Annotated in this window: 11 protein-coding genes; 9 read left to right on the plus strand and 2 right to left on the minus strand. The window is 68.9% G+C overall.

What is annotated here, in order from left to right; translation table 11 throughout:
• The first annotated feature begins 4 nt into the window (after positions 1 to 4).
• Both fdhD and mobA read left to right on the plus strand, forming a co-directional pair.
• On the plus strand, positions 5 to 808 hold the full coding sequence (fdhD, locus tag NX02_RS01585; protein WP_025290468.1) for a formate dehydrogenase accessory sulfurtransferase FdhD: 804 nt from the start codon (positions 5 to 7) through the stop codon (positions 806 to 808).
• Complete coding sequence (mobA, locus tag NX02_RS01590; protein ID WP_025290469.1) at positions 805 to 1,335, plus strand: molybdenum cofactor guanylyltransferase; 531 nt, start codon at positions 805 to 807, stop codon at positions 1,333 to 1,335. Before fdhD ends, mobA begins: the two co-directional genes overlap by 4 nt.
• A 50-nt stretch (positions 1,336 to 1,385) precedes the next feature.
• Here the strand turns inward: mobA and NX02_RS01595 are convergent, their stop codons facing one another.
• Positions 1,386 to 4,781 (minus strand): acyl-[ACP]--phospholipid O-acyltransferase, encoded by a 3,396-nt coding sequence (locus NX02_RS01595; RefSeq protein ID WP_025290470.1) that lies wholly within the window; start codon positions 4,779 to 4,781, stop codon positions 1,386 to 1,388.
• Positions 4,781 to 7,819 (minus strand): DUF2339 domain-containing protein, encoded by a 3,039-nt coding sequence (locus NX02_RS01600; RefSeq protein ID WP_025290471.1) that lies wholly within the window; start codon positions 7,817 to 7,819, stop codon positions 4,781 to 4,783. The genes NX02_RS01595 and NX02_RS01600 overlap by 1 nt, the downstream gene beginning before the upstream one ends.
• A 100-nt stretch (positions 7,820 to 7,919) precedes the next feature.
• On the opposite strand from NX02_RS01600, the gene NX02_RS01605 reads away from it, so the two are divergent.
• The 7 genes from NX02_RS01605 (at position 7,920) to NX02_RS01635 (ending at position 15,255) form a co-directional block, all read left to right on the plus strand.
• Positions 7,920 to 8,510, plus strand: a complete 591-nt coding sequence (locus NX02_RS01605) for a TetR/AcrR family transcriptional regulator (RefSeq protein WP_025290472.1) — start codon at positions 7,920 to 7,922, stop codon at positions 8,508 to 8,510.
• 84 nt (positions 8,511 to 8,594) lie between these two features.
• Positions 8,595 to 9,623 carry a phytanoyl-CoA dioxygenase family protein gene (locus NX02_RS01610; protein ID WP_025290473.1) on the plus strand — a complete coding sequence of 343 codons (1,029 nt, stop codon included), beginning with the start codon at positions 8,595 to 8,597 and terminating at the stop codon, positions 9,621 to 9,623.
• 97 nt (positions 9,624 to 9,720) lie between these two features.
• Positions 9,721 to 10,689: a KpsF/GutQ family sugar-phosphate isomerase gene (locus tag NX02_RS01615; RefSeq protein ID WP_025290474.1), complete on the plus strand. Its 969-nt coding sequence runs from the start codon at positions 9,721 to 9,723 to the stop codon at positions 10,687 to 10,689.
• 13 nt (positions 10,690 to 10,702) lie between these two features.
• Positions 10,703 to 11,509: a 3-deoxy-manno-octulosonate cytidylyltransferase gene (locus NX02_RS01620; RefSeq protein WP_025290475.1), complete on the plus strand. Its 807-nt coding sequence runs from the start codon at positions 10,703 to 10,705 to the stop codon at positions 11,507 to 11,509.
• 7 nt (positions 11,510 to 11,516) lie between these two features.
• Positions 11,517 to 12,371 carry a 3-deoxy-8-phosphooctulonate synthase gene (gene kdsA / locus NX02_RS01625; protein ID WP_025290476.1) on the plus strand — a complete coding sequence of 285 codons (855 nt, stop codon included), beginning with the start codon at positions 11,517 to 11,519 and terminating at the stop codon, positions 12,369 to 12,371.
• The gene (locus NX02_RS01630; RefSeq protein ID WP_025290477.1) at positions 12,368 to 14,023 is read left to right on the plus strand and encodes a capsular polysaccharide export protein, LipB/KpsS family; all 1,656 of its coding nucleotides are present in this window, start codon (positions 12,368 to 12,370) and stop codon (positions 14,021 to 14,023) included. The genes kdsA and NX02_RS01630 overlap by 4 nt, the downstream gene beginning before the upstream one ends.
• A gap of 65 nt (positions 14,024 to 14,088) precedes the next feature.
• Positions 14,089 to 15,255, plus strand: a complete 1,167-nt coding sequence (locus tag NX02_RS01635; protein WP_342671293.1) for a capsule biosynthesis protein — start codon at positions 14,089 to 14,091, stop codon at positions 15,253 to 15,255.
• Position 15,256 lies beyond the last annotated feature (1 nt).

Genomic DNA, 15,256 nt, shown 5'->3' on the forward strand with positions numbered 1-15,256 from the left:
CGGCATGACCGCATCCGCGATCCCGCTCGACACCAGGCGGGTCGCCTTCGATGGCGGCGCGGATGCGGCGCTCGCCCGCGAGATCGCGGTCGAGGCGCCGGTCGCGATCGAATATAACGGCATCGGCTACGCCGTGATGATGGCGACCCCGGCGGACCTCGAGGATCTGGCGGTCGGGCTGACCTTGTCCGATGGGTTGGCGGAGGCGGCGGAGAATATCGACGCGGTCGATGTCCATGCCGTCGCCGGCGGCTGGATCGTCCGCATCGCGCTGGCGCAGGACGGGATGGAACCGGTGCTGGCGCGCGCGCGGACGCGCGTGTCCGAAAGCGGCTGCGGCCTGTGCGGTATCGAGAATATCGAGCAGGTGCTGCGGCCGCTGCCGCCGGTCACGTCGCGGATCTCGACCGACCGCGCCGCGATCGCCGCGGCGCTCGACGCGCTGCCGGCGCATCAGCATCTGAGCGCTGCCACCGGTGCGGCGCATGCGGCCGCCTTCTGCGACGCCGATGGCCGCATCCGCCTCGTCCGCGAAGATGTCGGCCGCCACAACGCGCTCGACAAATTGCTCGGCGGGCTGGTCCGGGGCGGCATCGCGGCAAGCGACGGCTTCATCCTGCTCAGCTCGCGCTGCAGCTACGAACTGGTCGAGAAGACCGCACGGGCGAACTGCCCGCTGCTCGTCACCATCTCCGCACCGACCAGCCTCGCGGTCGAACGCGCGCGGGCGGCAGGGCTCACATTGGCGGCACTCGCCCGGCGCGATTCGATGCTCGTTCTCAGCGATCCCTGGGGCAGCATCGCATGAGCCGGCTGGGCGTCGTCCTCGCGGGCGGCCGCTCCAGCCGCTTCGGGTCCGACAAGGCGTTGGCGCGTTTCGAGGGACGTACCCTGCTCGATCATGCGCTGGCGGCGCTGCGTCCGCATGTCGATGCGGTCGCGGTCGTCGGTCGTGCGGCGGGCGACGTGCCCGGCATCGCCGACTGGCCGGCGCCGGACCTCGGCCCGCTCGGCGGCTTGTGCGGCGCGCTGCGCCATGCCGCGGCGGAGGGTCACGACGCGGTGCTGAGTTGCAGCGTCGATTGCCTCGATGTGCCCGCCGCCCTGCTCACCACGCCGCCCTGCTATCTCGCCGCACAGCCGGTGATCGGGCTGTGGCCGGTGTCGCTGGCCGGCGCGCTCGCGGCCTTCCTCGCGACCGATCCCCGCCGCTCGGTGCGCGGCTTCGCAGCGTCGGTGGGCGCGACCGCAGTCGAAAGCGACCAGCCCCAGCCGAACATCAACACGCCGGCCGACCTGGCAGCGCTCGGCGCGTTCCGGCCGGACGCGGGCTGAACGCCATCGGCGCGGCGCTGCCGGACCGCGCCCGACCGCGGCGGTGCCATTTACCCGGCCACCATCTGTGCCATCGTCACATAGTCGAGCTTGCCGGTGCCCAGCACCGGCAACGCCTCGACCGACCGGATATCGCGCGGGATCGCGAGTTCGGCGACGCCATTGGCCCGCGCCCAGCCCTGCAGCTCCGAGACCGCCGCATTGGCGCGCGTGGTGAACAATACGAGCTGTTCGCCCTTGCGCGGGTCGGCGCGGGTGACGACGGCATGTTCGGCCTCGGGCCAGACCGCGCCGGCATAACCCTCCACCGCGGGCAGCGAGACCATCTCGCCGCCGATCTTGGCGAAGCGCCTGGCGCGGCCGCGGATGGTGACGAAGCCCAGATCGTCGATCGTCACGATGTCGCCGGTGTCGTGCCAGCCCTCCGCGGGCGGCTGCAGCACGCCCGGCGCGTCGGCCTTCAGATAGCCCGCCATGATGTTGGGCCCGCGGATCGAAAGGCGGCCGCCCTCGTCGATCCCCGGCACCGGTTCCACCCGCGCCTCGATCCCCGGCAGCAGCCGGCCGACGCTGCCCGCGCGGAAGTGCATCGGCGTGTTGACGGCGATCACCGGCGCCGCCTCCGTTGCGCCATAGCCCTCCATGATGCGGATGCCGAACTTCTCGCTCCACGCCTTGCGCGTCTCGTCCCGCACCCGCTCGGCGCCGGCGAACACGTAGCGCATCGCGAAGAAGTCGTAATTGCCCGCCATCCGCGCATAGCCGGCGAGGAAGGTATCCGTGCCGAACAGGATGGTCGCGTTGGCATCATAGGCCAGCGCGGGGACGATCCGGTAGTGCAGCGGGTTCGGATAGAGCAATGTCCTGATGCCGTTCAGCACCGGCAGCAGGGTGCCGCCGGTCAGCCCGAAGCTGTGGAACACCGGCAGCGCGTTGAGCACGACGTCCGCCGCGTTGAAGTCGATTCGCGCCGCCAGCTGGTGGCAGTTGGCGAGCAGGTTGCGGTGGCTCAGCACCACGCCCTTGGGCAGCCCTTCGGATCCGCTGGTGAACAATATCACCGCCGGCGCGTCGGCAGATATCGCGCGGCGGCTGTGGCTGCGGCGGGCGAAGCGCGATGCGATCAGCGCGCGCAGTTTGGCGCCCGTGCCGATCTCGCCGGCGACATCCTCCAGATAGAGGACGGCGATGCCCTGCCCGGCGAGCGCCGCGATCAGCGGCTGAAGCTTGCCCTGTTCGACGAACGCCTTCGCGGTCAGCACCGTGCGGACCTCGGCAGCGGTGCAGGCCGCCTGCACATTGGCGGCGCCCGCGGTGTAGTTGAGCATCGCCGGCACGCGGCCGATCGCCTGCAGCGCGAAGAAGGTCACCGCCACCGCCGAGACATTGGGCAGCAGCACGCCCACCGCCTCGCCGGCGCGCGTACGCGGCTCGATCCGGCGGCCGAGCGCGAGCGCGCCGGCGATCAGCCGGCCATAGCTCAGCGGCGTGCGCTTGATGTCCTCCACCACGTGCGTTCCGGCGCCATGAATGTGGCGCGCGTCGAGCAGCGCGGTGAACAGCGACCGGTCGATGTCCGAGGTCGCGAAGATCATCCGGCTCATCTCGTCGTAGAGACGGCGGCCGGCAATGGCGCGGCGGGTGCGCGCGGTCATCTCGCCCTCGATCGCGAAGCGGCGCGGCGGCAGCACCGTCAGGCTGATCTTGGGAAACAGCCGGCGGTTCACCTTGCCCGCCAGGCGCGAGAACGGGCTGAACTGCGCGCCGTCGATCCGCACCGGCACGATCGGGGCGTCGGCCTTGTCGGCGACCATGCCGGGGCCGTCGAAAACCTTCATCAGCGCGCCGGTCACGGTGATCCGGCCTTCCGGGAAGATCACCAGCGTATTGCCCTCGCGCACCGCCTTCACCATCGCCTTGGCGGACATCGGGTTGGTCGGATCGACCGGGAAGGCGCGGAACAGACTGAGCGCCGGCTTGATCCACCAGCGCGCGACGACCGCGCTGTGGACCGCGAACAGCGGTTTGCCGGGCAGGAAGGCGGCAAGCAGCAACCCGTCCAGCCAGGAGACATGGTTGACCACCACCACCGCGCGCTCGCCCGGCGCCGGCATATTCTCGGCGCCCGTCACCTCCACGCGGTAGAGCAGGGTCAGCACCGAGCGGACGAGCGACTTGATCATCGTTTCGGGCAGCAGCCAGCAGCTGATGAGTGCGATGGCGAAGGTGGCGAAGCCGAGCGCGCCGATCACGCCGGGGATGCCGGTGCCGGTCGCCTGCAGCGCCACCGTCACCGCGACCACCGCCACCGTCACCGCCGCGTTGACGATGTTGTTGGCGGCGATGATGCGGGAGCGTTCCTCGGGCGGGCTGGCGCTCTGCAGGATCGCGTAGAGCGGCACGATGAACATGCCGCCCGCGAACGAGATGCCGACCAGGCACAGCAGGATCGGCCAGCTCGCCGGCGCGCGCGCGAAATCGACGACATCCGCGGCGATCTGCGGGGTCGGATAGTTGCGCGTGGCCAGCCAGAGGCCGACCATGAACGCCGCCATCAGCAGCGCGGAGAGCGGCACGTAGCGCGCCGAGACCTCGCCCTGGAGCAACCGGTTCACCATCAGCGATCCGACCGCGATGCTGATCGAGAAGATCAGCAGGAACAGGGTCGCGACCTGCTGCTCCGCGCCCAGCACGCTCGAGACCAGCGGCGCGAAGCCGGCGAGCAGCACCGCGCCGACCGAGAAGAACCAGCTGATGCCGAGGATGCACAGCCAGATGCCGCGCCCGCCATGCGCCGCCGCCAGCACGTTCCAGGTGCTGCGCAGCGGATTGCGATCGATGACCACGTCATGGCGCAGCGGCGGGGCGGGGGGCACCGCAAGGCTCGCGGCGAAGCCGAGGATGGCGAGGCCGGTGGCGGCAAGCCCCGCCTCCCAGGGCGGCAGCACGCCCGCGAGCAGCTGCCCGCCAAGGATGGCGAGGAAGGTGCCCGCCTCGATCAGCCCGGTTGCGCCCATGATCTCATGACGGCCCAGATGCTGCGGCAGGATCGAATATTTGACCGGGCCGAACAGGGTAGAATGGCAGCCCATCAGGAACAGCGCGAGCAGCAGCAGCGGCAGCGACTGGAACCAGAAGCCGGCGAGGCCGATGCCCATGAACAGGATTTCGGCCGCCTTCACCAGCCGTACCAGCCGCGCCTTGTCCCACGCGTCGGCGATCTGGCCGGCAAGCGCGGAGAACAGGAAATAGGGCAGGATGAACAACCCGGTGGCGATCGTCGCCAGCAGCTCGGCCTTCTCCGGCGCGTCGCGGAACAAGGTGAAGCTGGCGAGGAACAGCATCGCGAACTTCAGCACATTGTCGTTGAACGCGCCGAGGAACTGGACGACGAAGATCGGGGCGAAGCGGCGCTTGGCCAGCAGCGAGATATCGGGCGCCGACATCAGTTAGCTCCTTCTTTCATCGTTTTTTCCGGGGCTTGATCGCGGCTGAGCTGGCGGCTGTAAAGCCAGCCGATGCCGATCAGGCTGAAGCCGAGCGCCACGAAGGATCCGATCCGCGCCAGCCCGTCGAGCCCGGCGGCATCGAACAGGAACACCTTGATCACCGCCGCGATCATCAGCAGCAGTGAAGCGACGCGCCACAGGCGGGCGCGTTTGGCGATGCCCCACAGCAGGAAGCCGATCGCGAGCGCGATCGTCACCACCGAGCGCGAGATATCCTCCAACGCGCTGACGCCGGAAACGGTCAGCAGGTTGCCGGCGAAGATCTGGCGCAGCACCGAGGCGGCGAGCACGCCGATCAGCAGCATCTGCGCGATCGCACGCGGCGTCGCGAAGCGGCGCACGGCCTCCGCTTCGTAGCGGCCGGACGCCCACAGCAGCCCCAGCGGCAGGCCATAGGCGGGCAGCAGCCAGCTCAGCACGGGCAAACCGCCCACCGCCTGGTCCCACCACAGCGGGTTGTGCACGATCAGCGTGTACCAGCCGAAATGGGCGAGCGCCGCGCCGATGACGATGCGGCCGGTGATCCGGTGCCGGCGCCAGATCGCGATGCCGGCGGCGGCGAGCAGGGCCTCCCAGCAGGTCCGCTCGACCAGGCCGAGGCGGGTGAAGGCCTCCTGGCTGTCGATGTCGAAGATCTGCTTGAACAGGATGTGGCCGGCGCCGATCGCCAGCGCGAGGCCGGCGGCGGCACCGATCCGGCGCGGGATGGAGGTGAGTCGGGGGGCAAGCAGCGACAGCGCCCCGCCGATCGCGATGGCCGGGATCAGCAGCCGCAGCAGCGTGTCGCGCAGCGCCGGCAGATCGGTCGTCAGCAGCGGTTCGCCGATCAGCGAGACATAGGCCGGCCCCGCCCAATGGGCGAAGGGCAAGGCGGCCCAGGCGAGGATGAGGAACAGCGCCGCGCCCAGCGCCGGCAGCATCGGCAGTTGCGGCCGCGCCCGCGCCGCCGCCGCGATCGCCACGAGCAGCCCGGCGGTGACGAGCGGCAGCGGCGTCGGCGGGACGACCTGCGCGATCAATCCATAGCCGAACAGCAAAGCCAGCACCTGCGCGACCCCGCGGGTGATGCGGTGGCCGGCGCCCCAGGCATAAAGCCCGGCGACCGCGGTCAGCGCCCCCCGGCGCAGCAGCGCCGGCACGAGCGTGACATGCGCCGGCAGGCCGGCGATGCGGTTGAACTGGTCGATCACGTCATGATCGCCGGCGACCAGCAGCAGGGTGGCGCCGAGGCCTGCAACCCAGCCGACCGGCTCGATCCGTCCGTCACCGGCTGCGCGGCCGAGCAGCAGCAACCCGCCCGCGATCAGCGCGATCATCGGCGTCCAGCTCCATTCGGCGAGGCCCAGGATGATGGCGCTGCCGATCAGCAGCGCGACCGCGCTCACCAGCGTGACGAAGCGGAGGTCGTTGCGCCGCTCCGCCGAACGCCAGCCGAGCGCGGCGGCGAACGCGGGCAGCAGCGCCGTCGCCAGCGCGATCAGGGCGAGCGGGGTGTCGCGGCTCATGTCGCCGAGGCGGAACTGGAACAGGGTGACGGCATGGCCGGCGAGCGCGATCGCGGCGATCTGCGCCGCCTCGACGATGCTGCCGCCGCTGCGCCACAGCCGGACCAGCGCCGGGATGGCGTAGATCAGGCCGAGGCCGATCGCGGCAATGGCGAAGTCGCGGATCGCGGGATCGGGCCAGGTGCCGAACAGCAGCAGCGCGATGGCGACCGCGAGCACCGGCAGGCGCGCGAGCTTCGCGTCACGCGTCGAGAGCCAGATGATCGCGAGGGAGATCAGCGCGAACAGGCCCCAGTGCAGCAAGGTGAAGCCGCCGGTGGCGACCAGCGTGGCGATCTGCGCCGCCGCGACGAGCGGGGCGACGCCGCGGATCAAGGTTTGCAGCTTGCCGCTGGCGATGAGCATCGGCAGGCCGACGCCCAGCAGCACGAGGAACAGGCCGAGCGAGACCGCGCTCAACCGATCGAGCGCGCCGGTCAGCAGCAGCACCGCGCCCCAGCCGAAGCCGCCGATCAGCGCGCCGACGCCGAGCCACACCCAGCGCTGGCCGCGCGAGAGCGTGCCGAGCCCGCCGATCGCGAGCGCGAGATAGGTGACGAGCAGCGGCACATTGGGTTCGGTCGAGCCGACCAGCGCCGGCGCCGCAAGGCCGCCGATCAGCCCGAGCAGCGCGCTGGGCGCACCGAAGCGCAAGGCAAGGCCGAGCGCGAGCGCGGTGGTGCCGGCGAGCCCGAAGAACGCCGATGCCGGCGAGATCAGCCCATAGAGGTTGGCGGCGATCAGGATCGACGCGTAGAGGCTGGCGATGCCGGCGCCCGACAGCGCCTGCGCGACCCGCGGATCGCGGACCTTGGCCTCGAACCGCCGCGCCGTTTCGGCGCCGCCGATCAGCAGCGCGCCGAACAGCAGCCCCATGATCACGCGGACGAGCGGGGAGAGCAGCCCGGCATCGATCGAATATTTGACGATCAGCACGCCCGCGACCGCGAGCGTCGCGCCGCCGGCCCAGATCGGCAGGCGGCGGCCGAACAATTCCTCGAAGCTGATCCGCTGCCGCGGCGGCCTGGGTGCGCGGACGGGCCGGGGAGGGGCGGGGGGCGTTGCGTCCGGCGTTTCCTGCGCGCCCGGCGCCTCCGGGGCGACCGGCTTTTCCAGGGCGACAGGCGCCGCGTTGGCTGCGGATTGCGCCGCAGGCTGTTCGATGGCGTCGTCGGGTTCGCCGATCGGGTCCGGTGCGTATTCGCCAGCGCGGGTCGGTGTCGGGGCGTCGCCCGGCGCTGCCGCCGGTATCGGCCGGGACTGCCCTTCCCGACCGCCCACCGGCTGCGCGACGCCGGCAGCTTCGGGCGGTCGTGGCATGCGGTCGCGGCCGTCCAGCAGGTCGAGTCGCTGCCGCAATGCGGCAAGCTTGCTGCGGGTGTCGAGCAGCAGCACCGCGAGGACGATGATCAGCGCATAGGCGAACAGCATGAACGCATCTCCAGATATGCACCGACCGTCTAATCCACAATTGATCACCGTTCAATTAAAAAATTGGACAGTGATCAATTTCACGCCTAGGCGGACCGCCATGGGCAGGCGATCGGATCATAGCCGGGCTGAGCTGGAAAGCCTCATCGTCACCGAAGGGCATGCCCTGATGGCGGAGGTCGGCTTTGCGCGCTTCTCCGCGCGCGAGGTGGCCAAGCGGATCGGCTATTCGGTGGGCACCGTCTACAATGTGATGGGCACGCACGACCGGCTGATGCTGTCGATCAACACGCTGACCTTCCGCCTCTGGGCGGAGCATCTGCGCAGCCGCCTGGCCGACCGGCCAGACGATCGCATCGCGGCCCTGGTCGGCGGCTATTTCAGCTTCGCGCGCGAGAACACCAACCTGTGGATGGCGATCTACGACCATCGCCCGCCGGCCGGCGAGCCGATGCCCGAGGATTATGCCGCCGAACGCGGCGAACTGACCGGCATCGTCGCCGCTGAGATCGCCCGCGTGCTGCCGCCGACCCGGGTCGGCGAGGCGCCGGCGCTCGCCCGATCGCTCGTCGCAACCGTCCATGGCCATTGCTTTTTCGAGCTGAACGGCACGTTCGCGTTGCTCGGCGAGAAAGAACCACAATCCACCGCGCTTTTGCGGGTGCGGGAGTCGCTCGCCGCCGCCGTCTAGATCAGTGAACGATTGCAACATGCGGCGTGAGGACACATGAGGGGCGCTATCGCCGTCACGAACGGCTCCGATCGTATGGTACCGATGAGCGCGAGACCGCTACGCACTGTCCTGGGTTTGCCATGGTGGCTCCTGCAACTTGCAACAGGAGCAAAATCGTTCAAGGACAATCCCCTGATCGGCTCGAAGCGGCTGAACCGCGCCGGGCTGCATGTGCGCCGCATGGCGTTCGCCCACCGCATGGCGGGTATTCGCCGGGCGCGCATGGCGGCGCGGCTGACGCCCGAGCAGCTTGCCGAATTCGATGCCAACGGCTTCGTCCGGATCGACAACGCCCTGCCGCAGCCGGTGTTCGACGCGCTGCGCGAGGCAGTGCTGAACCATGAAGCACCCGCGCGCGAGATGCTGCAGGGCGATACGATCACCCGTCGCATCGCGATCGACAGCGCGTTTCTGCGTGCGGTTCCCGGCGTTTCGGCGCTGCTCGACGATCCGCGCTGGCGCGGGTTGGCGCGCTATGTCGCGAGCCACGACAGCGAACCCGTCCATTATGTCCAGACGATCCTGACGCATCGGGCGGATGCGCCGGCCGATCCGCAAACGGCGTTCCACGCGGACACGTTCCACCCGACGATGAAGGCGTGGTTCTTCCTCACCGACGTTGCCGAGGATGAGGGGCCGCTGTGCTACGTACCGGGCTCGCACAGGCTGACGCCGGAGCGTTTGGCGTGGGAGCGGCAGCGCAGCGTGCTTGCCCCCGATGGGGTCGATCATCTGTCGGCGCGTGGCTCGATGCGGGTGTCGCCCGAAGACCTTCGCGCAATGGGGTTGCCGGAGCCGGCCGCGTTTGCCGTCCGGGCCAACACGGTGATCGTCGCGGATACATGTGGCTTCCACGCACGCGGCCATTCGGTTAGACCGTCGATCCGTGTCGAAATCTGGAGCTATAGCCGCCGCAATCCGTTCCTGCCGTGGGCGGGGTTGGACCCGGCGACGCTGCCGGGCCTTGCGGCGGATCGCGTGCCTTTGATGTGGCGTGCGCGCGATGTTCTTTCGCGCTGGATCGGCCAACCGTGGCAAAATGTCGGCAGGAAGCGTCCAGCTGTTCCCTAGGCTGATGAGTATTCTCGACAGTCCGGGTGCGAACGCATAGTCCTGTCACAAGAAAATTGATCGAAAAATACGTTGGGGTTGCGTAATGACTACGTCCATGATCACCGATACAGCTATCGACGTCGTCGAAGAAGGGCTGGCGGTGATCCGCCAGGAGGCTGCCGCCCTCAAGGAGCTTGCCGACACGATCGATGCCGGCTTCGCCGATGCGGTTCGATTGCTCGTCGCGACGCCGGGACGGATCATCGTGGCCGGAATCGGCAAATCCGGTCATATCGGCCGCAAGGTCGCCGCGACGCTCTCCGCGACCGGATCATCCGCCTATTTCCTGCACGCAGGCGAGGCGATGCACGGCGATCTCGGCATGCTGCGCGCGGGTGACACCGTCGTCGTCCTGTCCAATTCGGGAAAGACGCCGGAATTGCGGCCGCTGGTCGATCATGCCCTGGCCCTCGGCGTGCCGATGGTGGCGATCGTCGCCGATCCCCGATCGTGGCTGGCGGAGGCGTCCGACTATGTCCTGCTGCTCCCCACCGTGCCGGAAGCCTGCCCGGAGCGGATCGCGCCCACCACCTCGTCGACGATGATGCTGGCGCTGGGCGATGCGCTCGCGGTCGCGGCGATGCGGCTGCGCGGCGTTTCGCGTCGCGAACTGGTCGGCTGGCATCCGGGCGGCAATATCGGCCGCGATGCGATGCCGGTCGGCGTGGTCGTGCGCCGCGGCGATCCGTTGCCGCTGGTGGTGTCGCACGCTGGCATGCGCGATGTGGTCTTCGAGATGACCTCGGCGGGCAAGGGCGTGGCGGGCGTGGTCGACGATGATGGCGCTCTGATCGGCATCATCACCGACGGCGATCTGCGCCGTGCGTTCGATCGGATGCTGATCGCGACCGCGGGCGAGATCATGACCGCGCATCCGCTCACCGTCCCGGGCTCGGTCACCGTCGCGGAGGCCCGGCATCTGATGACCGAGGCGAAGATCACCGTGATGTTCGTGATGGACGCGCAAAATCCAGCGCGGCCCGCGGCGGTGCTCCATATCCACGATCTCGCGCCCGCCGGCTGAAGGCGTTCGCCGCATGGCGCAGCCTCTCGCCTCGATCGTCATCCCGGCGCGCTTTGCGTCGAGCCGCTACCCGGGCAAGCCGTTGGCGGCGATCCGAGGTGCGACCGGCATCGCCAAGCCGTTGATTCAGCGCAGCCATGAGGCCGCATCGCAGGTCGGCGGGATCGCATCCGTTCACGTTGCGACCGACGATGAACGGGTCGCGGCAGCGGCGAAGCGGTTCGGCGCCGGGGTGATCGACACGCCGTCGGTGTGCGCGAATGGAACCGAGCGGGTCGCTGCGGCATTGCATCTGCTGCCGGAGGAGACGGAGATCGTCGTCAACTTTCAGGGAGACGCCTTGCTCACGCCGCCGGCTTATGTCGAAGCGCTCGTCGCCCACATGCGGGATCATCCCGGCTGTGCCGTCTCGACAGTGGCGGTCCCTTGCACGGCCAGCGCCTATCGTCACCTCGTCGACGATCAGGCAGCCGGACGCAGCGGGGGAACCACCGTGGTGGTCGATGCGGAGGGTGATGCGATGTACTTCTCCAAGCGGGTCATCCCCTTCGTTCCCGAGGACCGGTTGGCGGATCCGCTGCCGGTGCTGATGCATCTGGGGCTGTACGCCTATCGCCGCGACGCGCTGGCGCGCTATATCGCCGCGGCGCCGGCGCCGGTCGAAGCGCTCGAAGGGCTGGAGCAGCTCCGCTTCCTCCACCATCGCGTGCCGATGGCGGTGGTACGCTGCGAACCCGCCGGGTGGGACAGCATCGAACTCAACAATCCATCCGATCTGGAGCCGATCGAGGCTATTCTTGCTGCGCGGGGCATCGCATAGGGCTATGATGCGCTTCCGAAACAATGAGATAGGTGCCGGTCATCCGATGTTCGTGATCGCCGGGCCGTGCGTGATCGAGTCCGAGGCGATGTCGCTGAGCGTGGCCGAAACGCTGCGCGCAATCTCGGACCGGCTGGGGCTGGCGCTGGTTTTCAAGAGCAGCTTCGACAAGGCCAATCGCAGTTCGTCCGCTTCCTATCGCGGCCCGGGCGAGCAGGAAGGGCTGCGCATCCTCGAAAAGGTGCGCGACGCGACCGGCCTGCCGCTGCTGACCGATATCCACACCCCCGAGCAGGCGCGCGCCGCCGCCGACGTCGTCGATATCATCCAGACGCCGGCGTTCCTCGCGCGGCAGACCGACCTGATCGTCGCGGCGGTCGAGACCGGCATTCCCGTCAACATCAAGAAGGCGCAGTTCATGGCGCCGGGCGACATGCGACAGGTCGTCGACAAGGCGCGCCGCGCCGCGGCCGCTGCAGGCGTGCCTGCCGACAACGTCATCCTTACCGAGCGCGGCACGTCGTTCGGCTACAACAATCTCGTCGTCGACATGCGCAGCCTGGCGATCATGGCGGAAACGGGCTGCCCGGTGGTGTTCGATGCCACGCATTCGGTGCAGCTGCCCGGCGGCCTCGGCGACCGCTCGGGCGGCGAGCGCCGTTTCGTGCCGCTGCTCGCGCGGGCCGCGGTGGCGGCGGGGGTGGACGGGCTGTTCATGGAAACGCATCCCGACCCCGATCAGGCGCTGTCCGATGGCCCCAATGCGTGGCCGCTCGATCAGGTCGAGCCCCTGTTCCGGCAGCTGCTTGCGATCCGCGCGGCGTCGATGCCGCTGCCCGCGCGAGAACTGGCGCACGCATGATCGCGCCCCGGCCGCTGCTGCGCGTGCCGCCCTTTCCGGGCGCACGGGTGAACGACGTCGCCGTCCGCGGGAGGGGCGGCGCGCAGGCGTCGCCGGCGGCCTGCGTCCGGGCATTGCGGCAGCACCGCGTCGGCGGCAGTTTCTGGGCGGCACAGCCGGCGCTGGATCCCGACCGCCGTCTTGTCGCGCGTCCCGCCAGTGCGGTGCAGGCCGAAGCGATGCTGGAACGGGCGCGCGCGGAGAAGACCGAGCACAAGCTGCTGTTCTGGCTACCGGCCGCGCTGTCGTGGCGGCCGACGCGATCGTCGGTGCCGTGCGTAAACGATCCTTGCGACCCGTGGCATATGCTCGCGCACGCAGAGATGCTGTGGGCCGATGCGGCGGACGAGGCGATGCTGATCGCGCGTATCGCCGGCGGGGCGGTGACGCCGTTCGGCGCCGGTCCCTATGCCATCGGGACGGCGGAGGCGCTGGTTGCGCGTCATGTCGTGGCCGGTCTCACCTATATCGATCCGTTCGAGGGCGACGAGAGCGACGCGCTGGCGACCATCGAACTGCTGGGCGGCTGGCGCAGGCTGATCGACAGCAATCGGGCGATCGGCGCGGCGGTGGGCTTCGCGCGCTGGAAGCGCGAGACGGTAGAGCCGTTGCTGTGGAACGGCAGCGACCGCGTGCGCTTCGTTCCGGCCAATCCGGCGATCCTGTCCGAACTCGCGCCGGGGGAGAGCCTTGCCATCTGGAAGGCGCGGGTCCCCGAAGCGTTCCTCGCGGCCGCCGAAGCGGCGCCGAACGACCTTCATGAGGTGGAGGACGGCTTCATCCGCTCCATCGGCCTCGGCGCCAATTGCGTGCCGCCATTGTCGGTCGTGGTCGATCCGGTCGGCGTCCATTATGATCCGTCGCGGCCGAGCGCGCTCGAGAATCTGCTCGAGCATGCCACGTTCGACGCGGCGACGCGCGATCAGGCGGCGCGCCTGCGCGTCGCGATCCGGCTGTCGGGGCTGAGCAAATATGAAATCGGTTCGGGCGCCCTGCCGCGGCCGGGCGGCGCACGCCGTCATATTCTCGTGCCCGGCCAGGTCGAGGATGACCGGTCGGTGCGCGCAGGCGGCGGCACGGTGGCCGGCAATCTCGATCTGCTGCGGCGCGTCCGCGCGCTGAACCCGGACGCGTTCATCCTCTACAAGCCGCATCCCGACGTCGAATCCGGGCATCGCGCCGGCCGCATCGCCGAGGCCGAAACGCTGAGCCTGGCCGATCTGATCGTGCGCGATGCGGCGATGTCGCAATTGCTCGACATGGTCGACGACGTCCATGTCCTGACCTCGCTGGCGGGCTTCGAGGCGTTGTTGCGCGACAAGCCCGTCACCACCCACGGCGTGCCTTTCTATGCCGGCTGGGGACTGACCGAGGATCTGGGTGACGTGCCCGCGCGCCGCACGCGTCGCCGAAGCGTCGACGATCTCATCGCCGCGGTGCTGATCGCCTATCCGCGCTATCTCGACCCGCTGACCCTGCTGCCCTGTTCGCCCGAGGTCCTCGTGCGCCGGCTGGCCGGCGGCGCACGGCGGCAGAACGAGGCGATCGTCTCGTGGCGACGCCTGCAAGGCGCATTGCGCCGAACCTTTTCGCGCATCGGAGCGACGGCATGAAACCGATCGATATCGGCCAACGGTCCTTCCTGTTCCTGCAGGGGCCGCCGGGACCGCTTTTCGCGATGCTGGGCGAGCGCCTGCGCGCGCGCGGCTGCGCCGTGCACCGGATCAATCTGAACGGAGGCGATCGCTACGACTGGCCGGAGGGCGCGGTCGATTATCGCGGCCGACGCTCGCGCTGGTCGCTGTTCGTCAACCAGTTCATGCGCGATCATCGCATCACCGATCTGTTGCTGTTCGGCGATTGCCGACCGATGCACGTGGCGGCGACCGGCATGGCGAAGCTTCGCGGCATCAACGTTCATGTGCTCGAGGAAGGCTATATCCGGCCCGACTGGATGACGCTGGAGCCCGACGGCGTGAACGGCCGCTCGACCCTGTCGCGCGATCCGCGCTGGTTCCTCCAGCAGGCGGCCATGCTGCCGCCGGTGCCGAGCCTGCCGTCGATCACCGCCAGTTTCAAACGCAGGGCGCATGACAGCTACTGGTATTATCACCATGTGGTGACGGGAAAGCTGCGCTTTCCCTTCTATCGACCGCACCGGCCGGGCTCGATCGTTGCCGAAGGGTTGGGATGGCTCGCCAAGTTCGCGCGCGCCAAGCGCCGCGCGCGCCAGTCAAAACGAACTCAGGAAGCGGTCGCCGGAAAGCGCTACTTCTTGTTCCCGCTGCAACTGACTTCCGATTATCAGATCCGCGCGCACTCGCCGTTCGACGACATGGCGACGGCTGTCGAATATGTTCTGGAGAATTTCGCGCGCCATGCTCCGGCTGATACGCTGCTTTTGGTGAAGGAGCATCCGCTTGATTCCTCCTTCTTCAACTGGCGGCGGTTCCTAGCGCGCAAGGCGCTTGCGCTGGGCTGCGAGCATCGCGTGCTGCACATTGATGGCGGAGACCTTGGGGAACTGTCCCATGGATCGTCTGGCATGGTTTGCGTGAACAGCACTTCGGGTACCCTCGCGCTGGGCGCAGGCATCCCCGTAATGGTGCTTGGCGAGGCGATCTACGCCCTGCGTGGCGTGACGCATCAGGCAGGTCTTGATCGCTTCTGGATCGCTCCGCAGGAGCCCGATTCCCGCGTCTATGGCGCGTTCAAACAGGTGCTGCATGCGCGCTGTCTGGTGCGTGGCGGACTCGCAAGTAAATCGGCGATCGATATCCTTATCGATTCGATTGAGGAGCGTCTGTTCGGAGACTGGCAGCATGCTGTGCAGCGCTCAGCCTGAT

The sequence above is a fragment of the Sphingomonas sanxanigenens DSM 19645 = NX02 genome, from assembly GCF_000512205.2.
GTDB lineage: Bacteria > Pseudomonadota > Alphaproteobacteria > Sphingomonadales > Sphingomonadaceae > Sphingomonas_D > Sphingomonas_D sanxanigenens.

Coding starts and splice junctions, on each gene's coding strand:
- fdhD (WP_025290468.1), top strand. CDS start 5: ATGACCGCATCCGCGATCCCGCTCGACACCAGGCGGGTCGCCTTCGAT.
- mobA (WP_025290469.1), top strand. CDS start 805: ATGAGCCGGCTGGGCGTCGTCCTCGCGGGCGGCCGCTCCAGCCGCTTC.
- NX02_RS01595 (WP_025290470.1), bottom strand. CDS start 4,781: ATGTCGGCGCCCGATATCTCGCTGCTGGCCAAGCGCCGCTTCGCCCCG.
- NX02_RS01600 (WP_025290471.1), bottom strand. CDS start 7,819: ATGCTGTTCGCCTATGCGCTGATCATCGTCCTCGCGGTGCTGCTGCTC.
- NX02_RS01605 (WP_025290472.1), top strand. CDS start 7,920: ATGGGCAGGCGATCGGATCATAGCCGGGCTGAGCTGGAAAGCCTCATC.
- NX02_RS01610 (WP_025290473.1), top strand. CDS start 8,595: ATGAGCGCGAGACCGCTACGCACTGTCCTGGGTTTGCCATGGTGGCTC.
- NX02_RS01615 (WP_025290474.1), top strand. CDS start 9,721: ATGATCACCGATACAGCTATCGACGTCGTCGAAGAAGGGCTGGCGGTG.
- NX02_RS01620 (WP_025290475.1), top strand. CDS start 10,703: ATGGCGCAGCCTCTCGCCTCGATCGTCATCCCGGCGCGCTTTGCGTCG.
- kdsA (WP_025290476.1), top strand. CDS start 11,517: ATGCGCTTCCGAAACAATGAGATAGGTGCCGGTCATCCGATGTTCGTG.
- NX02_RS01630 (WP_025290477.1), top strand. CDS start 12,368: ATGATCGCGCCCCGGCCGCTGCTGCGCGTGCCGCCCTTTCCGGGCGCA.
- NX02_RS01635 (WP_342671293.1), top strand. CDS start 14,089: ATGCTGGGCGAGCGCCTGCGCGCGCGCGGCTGCGCCGTGCACCGGATC.